Consider the following 17,094-nt stretch of genomic DNA (forward strand, 5'->3'; position numbering starts at 1 on the left):
GATGACACACGATAACAAACTGCAGGTTGAAGCCATTAAATGCGGCACCGTGATTGACCATATCCCTGCGCAGGTAGGCTTTAAACTGCTGAGTCTGTTTAAATTGACCGAGACCGATCAGCGAATCACTATCGGTCTGAATCTCCCGTCTGGTGAGATGGGGCGTAAAGACTTAATCAAAATAGAAAACACCTTCCTCACCGATGAGCAGGTTAACCAACTTGCTCTGTACGCGCCGCAGGCCACCGTTAACCGCATCGACAACTACGACGTAGTCGGGAAATCACGCCCCAGCCTGCCAGAGCGTATTAATAATGTGCTGGTTTGCCCGAACAGCAACTGCATCAGCCACGCGGAACCGGTATCCTCCAGCTTTGCAGTGAAAAAACGCGCCAATGATATCGCCCTCAAATGCAAATACTGTGAAAAAGAGTTTTCGCATTATGTGGTGCTGGCCAACTAATTTGGGTTGGTTATGAGATCCCGGCTCCCTATAATGAGCGGGGACATTCTATTACCGCTGTAATTCAGGAGAAATCATGAGCAAAACTATTGCGACGGAAAATGCACCAGCAGCAATCGGCCCATACGTACAGGGCGTTGACCTGGGTAGCATGGTAATCACTTCCGGTCAGATCCCGGTCGATCCGAAAACCGGCGCCGTAGCGGAAGACGTATCCGCTCAGGCACGTCAGTCGCTGGAAAACGTTAAAGCTATCGTGGAAGCCGCTGGCCTAAAAGTAGGCGACATTGTGAAAACGACCGTATTCGTGAAAGACCTGAACGATTTCGCGACCGTCAACGCCACCTACGAAGCCTTCTTCACCGAGCACAACGCCACCTTCCCGGCGCGTTCCTGCGTGGAAGTTGCCCGTCTGCCGAAAGACGTGAAAATTGAGATTGAAGCGATCGCTGTTCGTCGCTAACGCTCGTTTATAGATAGTGGCCGGATGGCGCTATCGCTTATTCGGCCTGGTATGCCATCCAGGCCGATAATGCACAATACTTCGACGCTTACTGCCAGCCATAACGTCGGCTGTAAAACCCTTTCACCAACTGGGTTAACGTCATATAGCCCGCCAGAATGGCAATCAGCCACGGGAAATAGCTTAACGGCAGCGCCTGCAATTGCAGGTAAGACGCCAGCGGCGAAAACGGCAACGAAACTCCCACGACCATCACCAACAATGTCATCGCCATCAGCGGCCAGGCGGCGCGACTTTGAATAAACGGCAGACGACGGGTACGGATCATATGCACAATCAGCGTTTGCGACAGTAATCCCACCACAAACCAGCCGGACTGGAACAAAGTTTGCGTTTCTGGCGTATTCGCATGAAATACCCACCACATCAGACAAAAGGTCAAAATGTCGAAAATCGAGCTGATCGGACCGAAAAAGACCATAAAGCGCCCCAAATCCGCCGGATTCCAGCGCTGCGGCTTTTGAATTTGTTCTTCATCGACATTATCAAACGGAATCGCCACCTGGGATACATCGTACAGCAGGTTTTGAATCAGCAAGTGCAGCGGCAGCATTGGCAGGAACGGCAAAAAGGCGCTCGCCACCAGTACGCTAAACACGTTACCGAAATTTGAGCTGGCCGTCATCTTGATATATTTCAACATATTAGAAAAAGTACGACGACCTTCAATGACGCCTTCTTCCAGCACCATCAGGCTCTTTTCCAGCAGGATAATATCGGCCGCTTCACGGGCGATGTCCACCGCGCCATCTACCGAGATACCAATATCCGCCGCCCGCAACGCCGGAGCATCGTTAATCCCGTCGCCCATAAAACCGACCACATGCCCCTCGCGTTTGAGTAAAGTGACGATGCGCTCTTTATGCATCGGCGTCAGACGCGCAAACAACGTCGTACGGGCGGCCAGCGCCGCCAGCGCGTCGTCGCTTAACCCTTCAATATCACTGCCAATAACGACATCGCCCGCATCCAGCCCAACCTCATGGCAAACTTTCGCCGCTACCAGCTCGCTGTCGCCGGTGAGAATTTTCACCGTAATTCCGCTCGCCTTCAGCGCTTTCAGCGCCGGCGCGGTGGTCTCTTTCGGCGGATCGAGAAAAGCAATATACCCTTCCAGGATCAGGTCAGATTCATCGATACGCTGGTAATCGCCCTCACGCGCAGGCAGGTATTTGGTCGCGACGGCGACCACGCGTAGCCCCTGACGGTTCAGCGTGTCGGTAACGCGTTTCACCCGGCGCAGCATATTGTCGTCCAGCGGCACAATATCGCCGTTGTGGCGCACCTGAGTACACACGTTCAGGATCTCCTGTAACGCGCCTTTGCAGACCAGTTGATGCACGCTCGAATCTTCGGCGACCACCACCGACATCCGGCGACGCTCAAAATCAAACGGGATCTCATCGATTTTCTGCCAGCGTCCGGAGAGCTGACGCGCGGCGGTTTCGTCTACTCCCTCCAGGACCGCCGTATCCAGTAAATTTTTTAGACCGGTCTGATAATGGCTGTTCAGCCAGGCGCAATGCAGTACATGCTCGCTGGGCTTACCAGAGATATCCGTATGATTCTCCAGCACAATTTTATCCTGCGTCAGAGTGCCGGTTTTATCGGTGCACAGAATATCCATCGCGCCGAAGTTCTGAATCGCGTCAAGGTGCTTCACGATAACTTTCTGTTTCGAAAGCTTCACCGCCCCGCGCGCGAGGGTGGAGGTGACGATCATCGGCAACATTTCTGGGGTGAGTCCTACCGCGACCGAAAGCGCAAATAACGCCGCTTCCCACCAGTCACCTTTCGTGTAACCATTAATAATCAGTACTACCGGCGCCATGACCAGCATAAAGCGGATCAGCAACATGCTGACGCGGCTAATTCCTTTCTGGAAAGCGTTCTGCTCGTTATCTTGTTCCGACACGCGCCCCGCCAATTGACCAAACCAGGTGTCGGCGCCGGTCGCCATCACCACGGCCTGCGCCGTTCCGCTCACGACGTTCGTCCCCATAAAGCACAGCGTGTCGCACTCAAGCGGGTTATTTTGCCGGGGCTCACGCGTCGCGGCGACTTTCTCGACCGGCAGAGATTCGCCGGTCAGCGACGCCTGGGCGACAAACAGATCGCGCGCCTGGATAATCCGTAAATCCGCCGGGATCATATCCCCCGCCGCCAGCTTAATAATATCGCCGGGCACCAGTTGATCGATGGGTAATTCCAGCCAGGCGTTTTCGCCATTTTCATTAATAACCCGCAGTACGGTAGCGGTATTACTCACCATCGCTTTTAGCGCGTCCGCTGCTTTCGTCGAGCGCGCTTCCTGCACAAAATTCAGCAGCGTTGAGATACCGACCATCAGGGCGATAACGCCTGCGGCAAACAGATCCTCCGTGGCATAAGAAATGCCGCCAAGAATCGTGAGTAAGATGTTGAAAGGATTGCGATAACATACCCACAGATGCACCCACCACGGCGAGGGTTTCTGTGCCGGAAGGCGGTTTTCGCCATGCTTTTCACGCGCGCGCGTTACCTCGGCGGCGTTTAATCCCTCCGGGTGCGTATCAAAAACGCGCCAGAGAGTCTCCTGCTCCATTGCCGCGACTTTCAGACAGCGTTCGCTCAGCGAAGGCGGGATAGTCGCATTTACCGCGGTCTGCGCCCCGGGCAGCGGATCGCGGTGAACCAGACGATAAGGCAAATGACGATTAAGCCGGGCAAAAAGCTGGCGGGTAATGGTTTTTAGCATAGGTAATCCCTCCGCGCCGAAGTCAGGCGCAGAAAATTCTTCAGGCACGGCAAAGCCTTGCCCGATGAGCAATGTTTAAATAAAAACAGGGACGTTATTGTGTCACTGTCTTACACACCGGTAAGACAGCAGAGGCAGGCTTACCGGAAAAGGAAAATTCTCCATCGCGGGAGAGGGGTGGGTTCAGGGTCCATGTCGCCTCCGGTAAGTAAACGATTTGCGCCGTGGATTATACGCATAAATCCATAAGTTTTGTGGCAATTATGGCGGTATCATACCGTTACGTAATTAAACCAACGATAAACCAGACTTTGCCCATTGCCCTTCGCTTGAGTAAAGTTACTCTTTTTATCACCATCAGCGTCACGCCACGGGAAAACAGGATGCAAAACCGGCTCACTATCAAAGACATCGCCCGCCTGAGCGGCGTAGGGAAATCAACCGTTTCCCGCGTGCTTAACAATGAAAGCGGCGTAAGCGAACGTACCCGCGAGCGTGTCGAAGCGGTGATGAATCAACACGGTTTCTCTCCGTCCCGCTCCGCCCGTGCGATGCGGGGACAAAGCGATAAAGTGGTCGCTATTATCGTCACTCGCCTTGATTCGTTGTCTGAAAACCTCGCGGTTCAAACCATGCTGCCTGCGTTTTATGAACAAGGCTACGACCCTATTATGATGGAAAGTCAGTTCTCGCCGACGCTGGTAATGGAACATCTGGGCATGCTCAGACGACGTAACATTGATGGCGTGGTGCTGTTTGGCTTTACCGGCATCACAGAAGAGTTGATCGCCCCCTGGAAAGCCTCGCTGGTGCTGCTGGCAAGAGATGCGCAAGGTTTTGCCTCCGTCTGTTACGACGACGAGGGCGCGATTCATATTCTTATGCAGCGGCTGTATGAGCAGGGACACCGCAACATTAGCTTTCTGGGCGTTCCCCATAGCGATATTACCACCGGCAAACGTCGGCATGACGCATACCTGGCGTTTTGCAAAAAACATAAACTTCATCCCGTCGCCGCCCTGCCCGGTCTTGCCATGAAGCAGGGCTATGAGCATACGGCAAGCGTCATCATGCCGGATACCACCGCGTTAGTCTGCGCCACCGATACGCTGGCGTTGGGCGCCAGTAAGTATTTACAGGAGCAACGTATTGAGACGCTGCAACTGGCAAGCGTCGGGAACACGCCGCTGATAAAATTCCTGCACCCGGAGATCGTCACTGTCGATCCTGGCTATGCTGAAGCCGGACGACAGACGGCTTCGCAGCTGATCGAACAGATCAATGGCCGCTGCGATCCGCGCCGGATCGTCATTCCTTCTACCCTCGCCTGAGTGACTGATTAAACGAAATACCACGAGTAATTTGTGATCGTCGCTGCGTTTCGGGAACGTTCCCATTTTTAAACCAACGTTGAAGAGATACTCTTGCGCCAACCCATAACATACCTCCTCTGCCATGAGGCTTTACGATGAGCAAAGTAAAACAAGCCGATATCGACCGGCTGATTGACCTGGTCGGCGGGCGTGACAACATCGCCACGGTGAGCCACTGCATTACTCGCCTGCGCTTTGTGCTCCACCAGCCCGCGAACGCCAGACCAAAAGAGATCGAACAATTACCGATGGTTAAAGGCTGTTTCACCAACGCCGGGCAGTTTCAGGTGGTGATCGGCACCGACGTCGGCGATTACTATAACGCGCTGCTGGAGACCACCGGCAAAGCGTATGCCGATAAAGAGCAGGCCAAAAAAGCCGCTCGCCAGAACATGAAATGGCATGAGCAGTTAATTTCCCACTTCGCGGAGATCTTCTTTCCGCTACTACCGGCGTTGATCAGCGGCGGTTTGATCTTAGGCTTTCGTAACGTGATCGGCGATGTGCCGATGAGCAACGGCCAAACGCTGGCGCAGATGCATCCGGCGCTAAAAACGCTTTATGATTTTTTATGGTTGATCGGCGAAGCGATCTTTTTCTATCTGCCGGTGGGGATCTGCTGGTCGGCGGTGAAAAAAATGGGCGGCACGCCGATTCTTGGTATCGTGCTCGGCGTGACGCTGGTGTCGCCGCAGTTGATGAATGCGTATCTGCTGGGCCAGCAAACGCCGGACGTCTGGAACTTCGGCTTATTTAGCATTGAGAAAGTGGGCTACCAGGCGCAGGTTATCCCGGCGCTACTGGCAGGGCTGGCGCTTGGGTTTATTGAAACGCGGTTGAAACGCATCGTGCCGGATTATCTCTACCTGGTCGTCGTCCCGGTGTGTTCGTTAATGCTGGCCGTCTTTCTCGCCCACACCTTTATCGGCCCCTTTGGTCGTATGATCGGCGACGGCGTGGCCTTTGCGGTACGTTATCTGATGACCGGCAGTTTCGCCCCGATAGGCGCGGCGCTGTTCGGCTTCCTGTATGCCCCGTTGGTCATTACCGGCGTCCACCAGACAACGCTCGCTATCGATATGCAGATGATCCAGAGCATGGGCGGTACGCCAGTCTGGCCGCTGATTGCGCTGTCGAATATCGCGCAGGCCTCCGCCGTGGTGGGCATCATCATCTCCAGCCGTAAACACAATGAACGCGAGATCTCCGTTCCTGCCGCCATTTCCGCTTACCTTGGGGTAACCGAACCGGCGATGTACGGTATCAACCTGAAGTATCGTTTTCCGATGCTGTGCGCGATGATCGGCTCTGGTCTGGCGGGACTGCTCTGCGGTCTGAACGGCGTCATCGCCAACGGTATCGGCGTGGGCGGCCTGCCGGGCATCCTGTCTATACCGCCGCGCTACTGGCAGGTGTACGGCATGGCGATGGTTATCGCGATCGTTATCCCGGTGATTCTGACCACCTTTATCTATCAGCGTAAGCATCGTCAGGGCACATTACAAATTGTCTAATACTTCTTCGGGGCGCAGTTGCGTCCCAACGCACTTGCAGGAAACAACAATGACTATTCCCCTCTGGTGGCAAAACGGCGTTATTTATCAGATCTACCCGAAAAGTTTTCAGGACACGACCGGCAGCGGCACCGGCGATTTACGCGGCGTCACGCAGCACCTTGACTATCTACAGCGACTCGGCGTAGATGCCATCTGGCTCACGCCGTTTTATATTTCGCCGCAGGTGGATAACGGTTATGACGTCGCAAATTATACGGCCATCGACCCGACCTACGGCACGCTGGATGATTTTGACGAGCTGGTCGCGCAGGCGAAAGCACGCGGTATTCGCATCATCCTGGATATGGTGTTTAACCATACTTCTACCCAGCACGCCTGGTTTCGCGAAGCGCTGAACAAAGAGAGTCCATACCGTCAGTTTTATATCTGGCGCGATGGCACGCCGGATGTCTGCCCGAATAACTGGCAATCCAAATTTGGCGGCAGCGCCTGGCGCTGGCATAGCCAGAGCGAACAATATTATTTACACCTTTTCGCGCCTGAACAGGCCGACCTGAACTGGGAAAACCCCGCCGTGCGCGCCGAGCTGAAAAAGGTCTGCGAATTCTGGGCCGATCGCGGCGTGGATGGCCTGCGTCTGGACGTGGTGAACCTGATCGCCAAAGATCAGGATTTTCCTGACGATCCGACGGGCGACGGACGCCGCTTTTATACCGACGGGCCGCGCGCGCATACGTTTTTACGCGAAATGAACCGTGACGTTTTTACACCGCGTAATCTGATGACGGTAGGCGAAATGTCCTCTACCACGCTGGAAAACTGCCAGCAATATGCCGCGCTTAGCGGCGACGAACTCTCGATGACCTTCAATTTTCATCATCTGAAGGTGGATTACCCGAATGGCGAAAAGTGGACGCTGGCAAAACCTGATTATGTGGCGCTGAAAGCGTTGTTCCGCCACTGGCAACAGGGGATGCATAACGTCGCCTGGAACGCGTTATTCTGGTGTAATCACGATCAGCCGCGCATCGTTTCCCGCTTTGGCGACGAGGGTGAATACCGGGTTCCAGCCGCGAAAATGCTGGCGATGGCGCTGCACGGTATGCAAGGGACGCCTTATATCTATCAGGGCGAAGAAATTGGCATGACCAACCCACACTTTACCCGCATCACCGATTATCGCGACGTGGAAAGCCATAACATGTTTGCCGCGCTACGCGCCGCCGGACGCGACCCCGACGAACTACTGGCTATCCTGGCCAGTAAATCCCGCGACAACAGCCGCACGCCGATGCAGTGGGACCACGGTAAAAACGCCGGTTTCACCCAAGGCGAGCCGTGGATAAGCCTGTGCGATAACTATACGGAGGTTAACGTCGCGGCGGCATTACGCGATGAAAACTCGGTGTTTTACACCTATCAAAAGCTGATTGCGCTACGTAAAACCCAGCCTGTACTGATCTGGGGCGATTATCAGGATCTCCTCCCGGATAGCCCATCAGTATGGTGTTATCGCCGCCAGTGGCAGGGGCAAACCCTGCTGGTCGTCGCCAATCTGAGCGACCAGTGTCAGGAGTGGCATCCGCCGCATATCAAAGGACAGTGGCAGGCGCTACTGCACAATTATGGCGAGGTCGCCAGCCAGCCAGCGGCGATGACGCTCCGCCCATTTGAAGCCATCTGGTGGTTACAACGCTAGCGCGACGTCCTTATACGGATAAACGCCACAGACCTATTGACACGGGCTGTGGCGTTGCTCCTGGTTACTGTCTGTTTTTGTTGAATAATTAATCAGATTTTTCTTGCTATCTTTTACAAACGCTACAGCGCCCGCCATCTGTACGCTCTGATTTTTACCTTGTTCTACATCAATAAAATTGCAAACATCCTTGATGCAAATCACTACATATAGACTTTAAAATGCACGCCGACCCAATATGTTGTATTAATTGACTACAATTGCTACAACACCCGTTCACTCGACACAAGGTGAATTGTGGATAACCTGGGTCAGGATTGCGGGAAGTCATTGGAAAAGAGATGAATAAACCTGTTATGGCTTCCCCGGCCTCTGTGGATAACCTGTTCTTACAAATATGGAGTGATCATGACACCGCATGTGATGAAACGAGATGGCTGTAAAGTGCCATTCAAATCAGAGCGCATTAAGGAAGCCATTCTACGTGCAGCTAAAGCAGCGGGAGTCGATGACGCAGATTACTGTGCCACCGTCGCAGAAGTCGTTAGCAGCCAAATGAACGCGCGCAGTCAGGTGGATATTAACGAGATCCAGACTGCGGTTGAAAACCAACTGATGTCCGGCCCGTACAAACAGCTTGCCCGCGCCTACATCGAATACCGTCACGATCGCGACATTCAGCGTGAAAAGCGTGGTCGTCTGAACCAGGAAATTCGCGGCCTGGTAGAGCAAACTAACTCCGCGTTGCTCAATGAAAACGCCAACAAAGACAGTAAAGTCATTCCCACCCAGCGCGATTTGCTGGCCGGGATTGTCGCCAAACACTATGCCCGCCAGCACCTGTTGCCGCGTGACGTAGTACAAGCGCATGAGCGCGGCGATATCCACTATCACGATCTCGACTACTCGCCGTTCTTCCCGATGTTCAACTGTATGCTGATCGACCTGAAAGGCATGTTGACCCAGGGCTTTAAGATGGGTAACGCCGAGATCGAACCGCCAAAATCTATCTCTACCGCCACTGCCGTTACCGCGCAGATTATCGCTCAGGTCGCCAGCCATATTTATGGCGGCACCACCATTAACCGGATTGATGAAGTGTTGGCACCGTTTGTCACCGAAAGCTATAACAAGCACCGCAAAACCGCCGATGAGTGGCAGATCCCGGATGCCGAAGGATATGCGCGTTCTCGCACCGAAAAAGAGTGCTACGACGCCTTCCAGTCGCTGGAGTACGAAGTTAACACGCTGCACACCGCTAACGGCCAGACGCCTTTCGTGACCTTTGGTTTTGGCCTCGGCACCAGTTGGGAGTCGCGTCTGATCCAGGCGTCTATTTTACGTAACCGTATCGCCGGTCTGGGTAAAAATCGCAAAACCGCCGTGTTCCCGAAACTGGTCTTCGCTATCCGCGACGGTTTGAACCACAAGTTTGGCGATCCGAACTACGACATTAAACAACTGGCGCTGGAGTGCGCGAGCAAGCGCATGTATCCGGACATCCTCAACTACGATCAGGTGGTCAAAGTCACCGGTTCGTTCAAAACGCCAATGGGCTGCCGCAGCTTCCTCGGCGTGTGGGAGAACGAAAACGGCGAGCAGATCCACGACGGGCGTAACAACCTGGGCGTGATTAGCCTTAACCTGCCGCGCATCGCGCTGGAAGCAAAAGGCGACGAAACCGCATTCTGGAAACTGCTGGATGAACGTCTGGCGCTGGCGCGGAAGGCGCTGATGACCCGTATCGCCCGCCTTGAAGGCGTGAAAGCCCGTGTCGCGCCTATCCTGTATATGGAAGGCGCCTGCGGCGTGCGGCTGAAAGCGGACGACGACGTGTCTGAAATCTTTAAAAATGGTCGTGCGTCCATCTCTCTGGGCTACATCGGCATTCATGAGACCATCAACGCGCTGTTTGGCGACAAACATGTCTATGACAGCGAGCAGCTGCGCGCCAAAGGTATCGCCATTGTGGAACGTCTGCGTCAGGCCGTGGATCAGTGGAAAGAAGAGACCGGCTACGGCTTTAGTCTGTACAGCACGCCAAGTGAAAACCTCTGTGACCGCTTCTGCCGTCTGGATACCGCCGAGTTCGGCGTGGTGCCGGGCGTAACCGATAAAGGTTACTACACCAACAGCTTCCACCTCGACGTGGAGAAGAAGGTCAACCCGTACGACAAAATCGATTTCGAAGCACCGTATCCGCCGCTGGCGAACGGGGGTTTCATTTGCTACGGCGAATACCCGAACATTCAGCACAACCTGAAGGCGCTGGAAGATGTCTGGGATTACAGCTATCAGCATGTACCGTATTACGGCACCAACACGCCGATCGATGAATGCTACGAGTGCGGCTTTACCGGCGAGTTCGAATGTACCAGTAAAGGTTTCACCTGCCCGAAATGCGGCAACCACGACGCCGCCCGCGTCTCGGTCACCCGCCGCGTGTGCGGTTATTTAGGCAGCCCGGACGCGCGTCCGTTTAACGCCGGCAAGCAGGAAGAAGTGAAGCGCCGCGTGAAGCATTTAGGCAATGGGCAGATAGGTTAATTCTCCGTTTGCAATGCGTAAATGCCGGATGGCGGTGTAAACACCTTATCCGGCCTACAACCGCTGGCTATAGTTCCAATTTCATGAGTTTCCTCTAAGCAGTTGGTGTTGTAGCAAGGCGGCAAACGAACGAATCCCAGGGAGCTTACATAAGTAAGTGACCTGGGTAAGTGAGAGCGGCCAACGCCGCTACAGCGCCAAATGCAACGAGGAAACATGAACTTTCACCAATACTACCCCGTAGACATCGTTAACGGCCCCGGCACCCGCTGCACCCTGTTTGTGTCAGGGTGCGTGCATGAATGCCCTGGCTGCTATAACAAAAGCACCTGGCGGCTGAACTCCGGCCAGCCGTTTACCAAAGAGATGGAAGATAAGATCATTGCCGATCTGAACGACACGCGCATTCACCGTCAGGGGATCTCGCTGTCGGGCGGCGATCCGCTGCATCCGCAAAACGTACCGGATATCCTGACACTGGTACAACGTATCCACGCGGAGTGCCCGGGGAAAGATATCTGGGTGTGGACCGGCTACAAGCTCGATGAACTTAACGCCGCACAGATGCAGGTGGTCGATCTCATCAACGTGCTGGTCGATGGCAAATTTGTGCAGGATCTGAAAGACCCGGCGCTTATCTGGCGCGGTAGCAGCAACCAGGTAGTGCATCATTTGCGTTGATCGCTAAAGCCGTTTGTTTGCATCGTGATAGACGGCTGAATGTTCTCGCTTGCCGACCGCGACAACAAACACAATCACAACGTCATCCCGAACCTGGTACACCAGACGATAACCGGACGATTTAAGCTTAATTTTATAGCAGTCAGGAAGACCGTTTAAACGGGCAGAGTCGATTCTGGGGTTCAATAGCACATCAGCCAACTTTTTCTTAAGCTGAGCCTTCACCGTATCGCCCAGCTTATGCCACTCTTTTAAGGCCCTCGGGTCGAATTCCAGTTCATAAGTCATCCAGACTAACCTTGATTCCCTTTTGCGGGCTAGACAGCCTCTCCCGAACTGTCTGAATCAGTGCATCCTCACTGTCGCTAAGAGTGACGGTTTTCACTGGCATGCGCCCCGTTTCCGCGACGTACTGGAACAGTAATCGCACGGCTTCCGTTGGAGTAATGTTCAGTTTTTCCAGCACGGCATAAGCCTCATTTTTGAGTTTTTCATCCAGACGGACGTTCAGCGTGGCCATTATGCCTCCAGTAAAATCGAATGTGTAATGCAGTTTAGCATTACATTCGCATTACATCGAATTCTGGATAACGCCTCTCAAAAACGGCTCACGCACTCCATCGCGACCGTTTTAAATTGCGTAAAATTCTGACATGCGCAGAGGCGCGTCATGGCGCGTTCACGCAGGAAAGTGACGAAAATATCGTAGATGGCCATCGCCTCTTCATATTCACTTTTGCTGATGGCGAGTAAAAAAATAACGTGCGCCGTTTCGTCACCCCAGGCAATCCCCTGCGGCGCGAGCACCGTATAAACCACCGTTTTCTTCGCCAGCAGCCCCAGCGCGTGTGGCAAGGCAATCCCGTCGCCTAATAACGTACTGACGATAGCTTCACGTTCAATAACCGAATCGAGAAACGCCGCATCAACAAAGCCTTCCTCGTGCAACTGATCGCACAGCGTTTTAAACAGCGTCTGTTGATCTATTTCCCCTTCCACAATGCGAAAATGCGAGGCATCGAAATATTTATCCAGCATCCACGGACGGGTTCTGTCCACCAGCACCAGCTTACCGATCTGCTCCAATTGATAGTCGGTAGGAAAGGGCGCGATCATGATGACCGGTTTATCTTTTTCGCCGATCCGCGCCGTGGAAATCACAAAATCCTCCACAATACTGTCCCGCGCCTCATAGTCGCGTAGCGTCAAAGTGCGGGCTATCTCAATCTGCGGGTATTTCCGCGCCAGTATCGCTTCAATCATCCGCACCATCGCATTACCAGCATCACACACCAGCAGTACCTGCGGCTGCCGCTGGTAGCCAATGTTGTAACTACGTTCCAGCCCAACGCCAATATGCAGCACCAGAAAACCGATTTCGTTTTCGCTAATGGTATACGGCGTGTATTTTCCCCAACTCGATATCGCCGCCAACGTCATATCCCACGCCATCGGATAGTGCTGCTTAATATTTTCCAGTAGTGGGTTGGGGATCATGATCTGGTAGCGCACGCGGGTGATCATCGTTTTGATGTGGGTCAGCAAGTCCGCGTGAAGCTGTTTATCATTCAACAGGTTATAGTTGTACTGGGTATTAATAAAATTGAGGATATAGCGCACCAGCGCCTCTTCATCATCGGCATTAATGGCGCTGGGGGCAATCTCCTGTACCTGGCGGGCGGCAATATGCACCTTCAGCCAGCTTACTTCCGGCTCCGACAGCGGCTTGTCGGCCAGCTGTTGTAGTAGCTCCGCAATCTCATGCGCCGCATGGCGCACCTTTTCATCGACCTCCTCCGCCACGCATTCCGATAACGGATACCCCTCGCGAATACGCCGTACCGACACCGCGCAGTATAAACGCAGAAACAGCTCGCCCTCATCGGTCAGGCGGATTTGACAATGAGAGAAAATATCCGGCAAAAGAGACTGCAGCCGTTGAGACACCTCGGTGTTCAGCGTGGTACTAACAATTAACGGATGGGAGGGCTCCTGCTGCGCCAGCGTCCATAAAAGGTCGGTCAGACAGGCGCGAATCGCCATCTCTCCGCCAAACAGTTTCATGCCATGACGCGGACGCGTTTCCAGCGTCAGATGATAACGCAGCAAATGCTCGCGCACGTCCGCCATATCGTTCTGCAACGTCGCACGGCTGACAAACCATTCATCTGCTAAATCCTCCAGCTTCAGCGAGAAAGCGGAGGTTAAAAAACGCGCCAGCAAATAGTGTATCCGCTCCTGGCTGGTGCGCGGACCGCGCGCCAGCGTGGGAGATTGCTGCGTTTGCAGGGATTGATAACGTGCCGGATCATCAATTTTGAGCTGATACCCATTGCCGCGGCTGAGAGTAAATTGCGCGCCATGCGGCGTCAGCAACATGTTCAGCGCGGCGATATCCGCCCGAACAGTACGCGTGGAGACCGACAACCGCTGCGCCAGCTCGTCCTGCGGCAGCGTCTCGTTTTGCAGCATCGCAAATAGCTGCGCTAAACGTTGGTTGGGGAATCGCACGTCTCTCTCCTCATGATTAGCCGACACGCGACCGGACGATAGCGAGTAACTGACGCACATCGTCCGCACGGGTGTTGCCGCTCACCTTATCAATAATCGAACTATAAATGTGAGGAATGATTTTGCTTACACCTGCATCAAGGGCGATGTGCAGAATCTCGGCGAAGTTTTCCAGATCGATACCGCCCGTCGGTTCCAGCCAGAAATCATGGCGGGCGCAGGCGTCAGCCACCGCTTTATACTCGTCGCGACAGGTGAGTCCTCCCATCGGAAAGTATTTAACGGAGCTGCCGCCCATATCTTTGAGTAGCGCAATCGCCGTTTCTATGGGTACGATGCCGTCCGGCGCGCGGCTGCTTAGCGGGCCGGTGGAAATTTTCACCAGTCCCGGCGTGCCGGTCGGCGAGACAAGACCGTTCACCACCGTCTCATTTTGCCCCAGCAGCGCCCGGCTGGTCCCGACGCCGGTAAACACCTGGTTGACATGCTGCGGCTGTACCTGACGCGAGATTTCGCTCACCATCGCCGACTGGTTAGGATCGCCTGCCCCCAGTCCGACGGAGAGCGCATTGTCGATAAGCGCCGCATATTCACGCATATCCGCGACTGCGCTTGCCACATCCGGATAGTTTTTGGAGAGCACGCCAACCAGCACATGACCTTCCGCCGCCGCGTAGATTTCCCGGGCGTTATCTTTCGAACCGGCCAGTACGTTCAGGCAAACGCGATCGCGGTAAAAGTTAGGGGTCAGTTTCATGCTTGTTTCTCCTGATTAATCACCTCGCCAATACGACGCGCCACAATCGCTAACTGCGCGCGATCGACGCTGCGGACATCCGCTTCAATAATTCCTTCGTTGGCTTTGTATCCGCGAAAGTAAATCGCGTATTCCCCTTGCTTCAGCGCGTCGACCAGTTCGCCTGTGGCGATGCCGGTAACGGCTTCATCAAACTTAATTTCCGTGCGCGCGATGTCGCGTCCGGCGCTGTCCCACACCACGCGGGCGCTGACGCCGTTAAACGTGTTCAACGTGTCGATAAAGGGCGCCATTTTTTCTACCATCTCCGCGCCGCTCTCTTTTTGCGCCCGCAGGTACAATTCAATGGCGCAGGTCAGGCCAACAATTCCCTCTTTGCCGACCTTCATCGCCCGGCCTATGCCCGCTGACTGACGTTTTACCCACTCAACATACTGCGTTTTGCCAATCACCAGCCCGCTGGTCGGCCCTTCAATCGCTTTCGCGCCGCTATAGATAACGAGATCTGCGCCCATGCGGTAGTAGCACTGCAAATCTTCTTCCGCCGCCGCGTCTACAATCAGCGGGAGATTATGCGTGCGCGCCACCACCGCAGCCTGCTCCACGCTGAGCATACTTTTCTGTACACAGTGGTGAGATTTGATATAGAGAATAGCCGCCGTGCGCGGCGTAATGGCCGCCGCCAACTGCGCGGCGGAACATTCGTTGGCGTAACCGGCTTCCACCAGTTTGCCGCCGCCCAGCGCCACCATCGTTCCCACCGGCGCGCCAAAGTTGACGTTGTGGCCCTTTGGCAGGACGATTTCGTTATTTTCAATCGGTGTAACGTGCAGGTTTTCCAGCAGCCAGTCGCTGTCCTGAACCAGTACCGCGGCAACCGACTGGGCAAGACCCGCACTGGCGCAGGAGACTACCGTCGCCCCTTCCACCTCCAACAATTTCGCAATGTACTCACCGGTTTTATTCACCAGATCTTTCATCTCGAAATACTGATTCATTCCGGCCATCGCCGCGTCTATCACTTCCGGGCGCGGCGTAGAGACGCCGAGCGCCGTCATACGTCCGGAGGCGTTAATCACCTGTTTTAATTGATACTTCTCAAAAATCGAAGGCATGTTCCGCGCTCCCTTGTTTGGTCATATAGCCCTTGCCTGCGCGTATCGCGGCAAGCGGCGTCAGCAATTCTTCAGCCTGTAAGCTGTCGTGTTCCGCGTCTACCAACACGGTGGGCTGGCGTTTAAGCGTAAAGAGGGTCAGGTCGGCATCCAGACCAGGCTGAAGACGACCTTTGGTTTTCAGATTCAGGCTATCGGCGGCATTGGCCGTCACGCACGCAATGACCTGCGGCAGCGACATGCCGATGGCGAGGAATTTCGACATCACATTAGCCAGCGAATGCACCGGGCCATTGATGCGGTTACGGCAGTAGATATCGGAACTGATGGTATGCGGTAAAATCCCCAGGCTAATAGCGCGTTTCGCCACCGCAAAGCTCAGGCTGGCGGTACCATGCCCGACGTCCAGACGCACGCCGCGCGCCAGCGCTCGTGTCACCGAGGCGCGCAGCTCGCCTTCCGGCGTCAGAATACGGTTCGGCTTACCGTTGTAACAGTGGGTAATGATATCGCCCGCCGTCAGACGCTCCGCGATTTCGTCCAGATCCGGCGGGTTATTGCCAATATGTACCATCAGCGGCAGGTTGCCGTTTTCTTGCTGCATGGCTTTAGCACGTTCCAGCGGCGTGATGCCGTTAACGCCTACCACGCTGCTGCTCATCCGCGCCTTGAGGCCGACGATAAAATCCGGATGGCGTTTTACCGCCTGCCGGACCGCATCGGCGTCAATATTGGCCATGTTAGCCAGCTCGTTTTGGGCAATAAGCCCAACGCGTGAAATATTTAATAGCGCATAAACGTCGGTGGTCGCCTGACGGGTCAGGGTGTAAAAATCGTCAATATCATCTGCGCCAGTGCTGCCGGCATCAATCACCGTCGTCACCCCCGTCGCGATGCCGATACTATCCGGCTCATCGAAATAAATCGGCGATTTTGGGTAGCAGTGAACATGAGAATCAATCCAACCCGCACTAACGTAACACTCGCCGCGCAGGTCAATGGTTTTCACCGCCGGGCCATCAACGTCACCCAACGCCGCGATTTTGCCATCTTGCAGGGCAATATTAGTCAGCGTGTCATCGACCAGACACGCATGGCGCAGGAGTAAATCAAACATCGTTCTCTCCTTTGCCGGATGGCGGCGCAACCGCCTTATCCGGCCTACAAATCA

General features: G+C 54.4%; 14 protein-coding genes. 7 read left to right on the forward strand and 7 right to left on the reverse strand.

What is annotated here, in order from left to right:
- Nucleotide 1 precedes the first annotated feature (1 nt).
- Both pyrI and ridA read left to right on the forward strand, forming a co-directional pair.
- Entirely contained in the window at nt 2–463 is a 462-nt protein-coding gene (gene pyrI / locus J4614_RS08530) for an aspartate carbamoyltransferase regulatory subunit (protein ID WP_000148567.1), read from the forward strand.
- Between the two features lie 76 nt (nt 464–539).
- Nucleotides 540–926 (forward strand): 2-iminobutanoate/2-iminopropanoate deaminase, encoded by a 387-nt coding sequence (gene ridA, locus J4614_RS08535; RefSeq protein WP_000047544.1) that lies wholly within the window; start codon nt 540–542, stop codon nt 924–926.
- 88 nt (nt 927–1,014) lie between these two features.
- Here ridA and mgtA read toward each other — a convergent pair whose 3' ends face one another.
- Nucleotides 1,015–3,723, reverse strand: a complete 2,709-nt coding sequence (mgtA, locus tag J4614_RS08540) for a magnesium-translocating P-type ATPase (protein WP_000920862.1) — start codon at nt 3,721–3,723, stop codon at nt 1,015–1,017.
- 383 nt (nt 3,724–4,106) lie between these two features.
- Here mgtA and treR point away from each other — a divergent pair, with 383 nt between their 5' ends.
- The 5 genes from treR (at nt 4,107) to nrdG (ending at nt 11,540) form a co-directional block, all read left to right on the forward strand.
- Nucleotides 4,107–5,054, forward strand: coding sequence for a trehalose operon repressor TreR (treR, locus tag J4614_RS08550; protein WP_001181299.1), 948 nt, complete (start codon nt 4,107–4,109; stop codon nt 5,052–5,054).
- 137 nt (nt 5,055–5,191) lie between these two features.
- Nucleotides 5,192–6,610 (forward strand): PTS trehalose transporter subunit IIBC, encoded by a 1,419-nt coding sequence (gene treB / locus J4614_RS08555; RefSeq protein WP_000048818.1) that lies wholly within the window; start codon nt 5,192–5,194, stop codon nt 6,608–6,610.
- Between the two features lie 49 nt (nt 6,611–6,659).
- The gene (gene treC / locus J4614_RS08560) at nt 6,660–8,312 is read left to right on the forward strand and encodes an alpha,alpha-phosphotrehalase (protein WP_000155037.1); all 1,653 of its coding nucleotides are present in this window, start codon (nt 6,660–6,662) and stop codon (nt 8,310–8,312) included.
- A gap of 408 nt (nt 8,313–8,720) precedes the next feature.
- Entirely contained in the window at nt 8,721–10,859 is a 2,139-nt protein-coding gene (nrdD, locus tag J4614_RS08565; protein ID WP_000187815.1) for an anaerobic ribonucleoside-triphosphate reductase, read from the forward strand.
- Nucleotides 10,860–11,075: 216 nt separating this feature from the next.
- A complete protein-coding gene (gene nrdG / locus J4614_RS08570; protein ID WP_001009178.1) occupies nt 11,076–11,540 on the forward strand; it encodes an anaerobic ribonucleoside-triphosphate reductase-activating protein in 465 nt (154 codons plus the stop codon).
- Between the two features lie 3 nt (nt 11,541–11,543).
- Here nrdG and J4614_RS08575 read toward each other — a convergent pair whose 3' ends face one another.
- From J4614_RS08575 to J4614_RS08600, 6 genes are all read right to left on the reverse strand, one after another.
- On the reverse strand, nt 11,544–11,828 hold the full coding sequence (locus tag J4614_RS08575; RefSeq protein ID WP_000220578.1) for a type II toxin-antitoxin system RelE/ParE family toxin: 285 nt from the start codon (nt 11,826–11,828) through the stop codon (nt 11,544–11,546).
- Nucleotides 11,818–12,060, reverse strand: coding sequence for a type II toxin-antitoxin system RelB/DinJ family antitoxin (locus J4614_RS08580; RefSeq protein ID WP_001631979.1), 243 nt, complete (start codon nt 12,058–12,060; stop codon nt 11,818–11,820). The genes J4614_RS08575 and J4614_RS08580 overlap by 11 nt, the downstream gene beginning before the upstream one ends.
- 77 nt (nt 12,061–12,137) lie before the next feature.
- Entirely contained in the window at nt 12,138–14,051 is a 1,914-nt protein-coding gene (locus J4614_RS08585) for a BglG family transcription antiterminator (RefSeq protein WP_023233269.1), read from the reverse strand.
- A 16-nt stretch (nt 14,052–14,067) separates the two neighbouring features.
- Nucleotides 14,068–14,808 carry a KDGP aldolase family protein gene (locus J4614_RS08590; protein WP_000779262.1) on the reverse strand — a complete coding sequence of 247 codons (741 nt, stop codon included), beginning with the start codon at nt 14,806–14,808 and terminating at the stop codon, nt 14,068–14,070.
- Complete coding sequence (locus tag J4614_RS08595) at nt 14,805–15,923, reverse strand: DgaE family pyridoxal phosphate-dependent ammonia lyase (RefSeq protein WP_023138828.1); 1,119 nt, start codon at nt 15,921–15,923, stop codon at nt 14,805–14,807. Before J4614_RS08595 ends, J4614_RS08590 begins: the two co-directional genes overlap by 4 nt.
- The gene (locus J4614_RS08600) at nt 15,907–17,040 is read right to left on the reverse strand and encodes an amidohydrolase/deacetylase family metallohydrolase (protein WP_208293135.1); all 1,134 of its coding nucleotides are present in this window, start codon (nt 17,038–17,040) and stop codon (nt 15,907–15,909) included. The genes J4614_RS08595 and J4614_RS08600 overlap by 17 nt, the downstream gene beginning before the upstream one ends.
- Nucleotides 17,041–17,094 lie beyond the last annotated feature (54 nt).

The organism is Salmonella sp. 32031103-2018-00083-FB-01-SM-01 (assembly GCF_017571995.1).
GTDB lineage: Bacteria > Pseudomonadota > Gammaproteobacteria > Enterobacterales > Enterobacteriaceae > Salmonella > Salmonella enterica.

Coding starts and splice junctions, on each gene's coding strand:
- pyrI (WP_000148567.1), top strand. CDS start 2: ATGACACACGATAACAAACTGCAGGTTGAAGCCATTAAATGCGGCACC.
- mgtA (WP_000920862.1), bottom strand. CDS start 3,723: ATGCTAAAAACCATTACCCGCCAGCTTTTTGCCCGGCTTAATCGTCAT.
- nrdD (WP_000187815.1), top strand. CDS start 8,721: ATGACACCGCATGTGATGAAACGAGATGGCTGTAAAGTGCCATTCAAA.
- treR (WP_001181299.1), top strand. CDS start 4,107: ATGCAAAACCGGCTCACTATCAAAGACATCGCCCGCCTGAGCGGCGTA.
- J4614_RS08590 (WP_000779262.1), bottom strand. CDS start 14,808: ATGAAACTGACCCCTAACTTTTACCGCGATCGCGTTTGCCTGAACGTA.
- nrdG (WP_001009178.1), top strand. CDS start 11,076: ATGAACTTTCACCAATACTACCCCGTAGACATCGTTAACGGCCCCGGC.
- J4614_RS08600 (WP_208293135.1), bottom strand. CDS start 17,040: ATGTTTGATTTACTCCTGCGCCATGCGTGTCTGGTCGATGACACGCTG.
- J4614_RS08575 (WP_000220578.1), bottom strand. CDS start 11,828: ATGACTTATGAACTGGAATTCGACCCGAGGGCCTTAAAAGAGTGGCAT.
- J4614_RS08595 (WP_023138828.1), bottom strand. CDS start 15,923: ATGCCTTCGATTTTTGAGAAGTATCAATTAAAACAGGTGATTAACGCC.
- treC (WP_000155037.1), top strand. CDS start 6,660: ATGACTATTCCCCTCTGGTGGCAAAACGGCGTTATTTATCAGATCTAC.
- treB (WP_000048818.1), top strand. CDS start 5,192: ATGAGCAAAGTAAAACAAGCCGATATCGACCGGCTGATTGACCTGGTC.
- ridA (WP_000047544.1), top strand. CDS start 540: ATGAGCAAAACTATTGCGACGGAAAATGCACCAGCAGCAATCGGCCCA.
- J4614_RS08580 (WP_001631979.1), bottom strand. CDS start 12,060: ATGGCCACGCTGAACGTCCGTCTGGATGAAAAACTCAAAAATGAGGCT.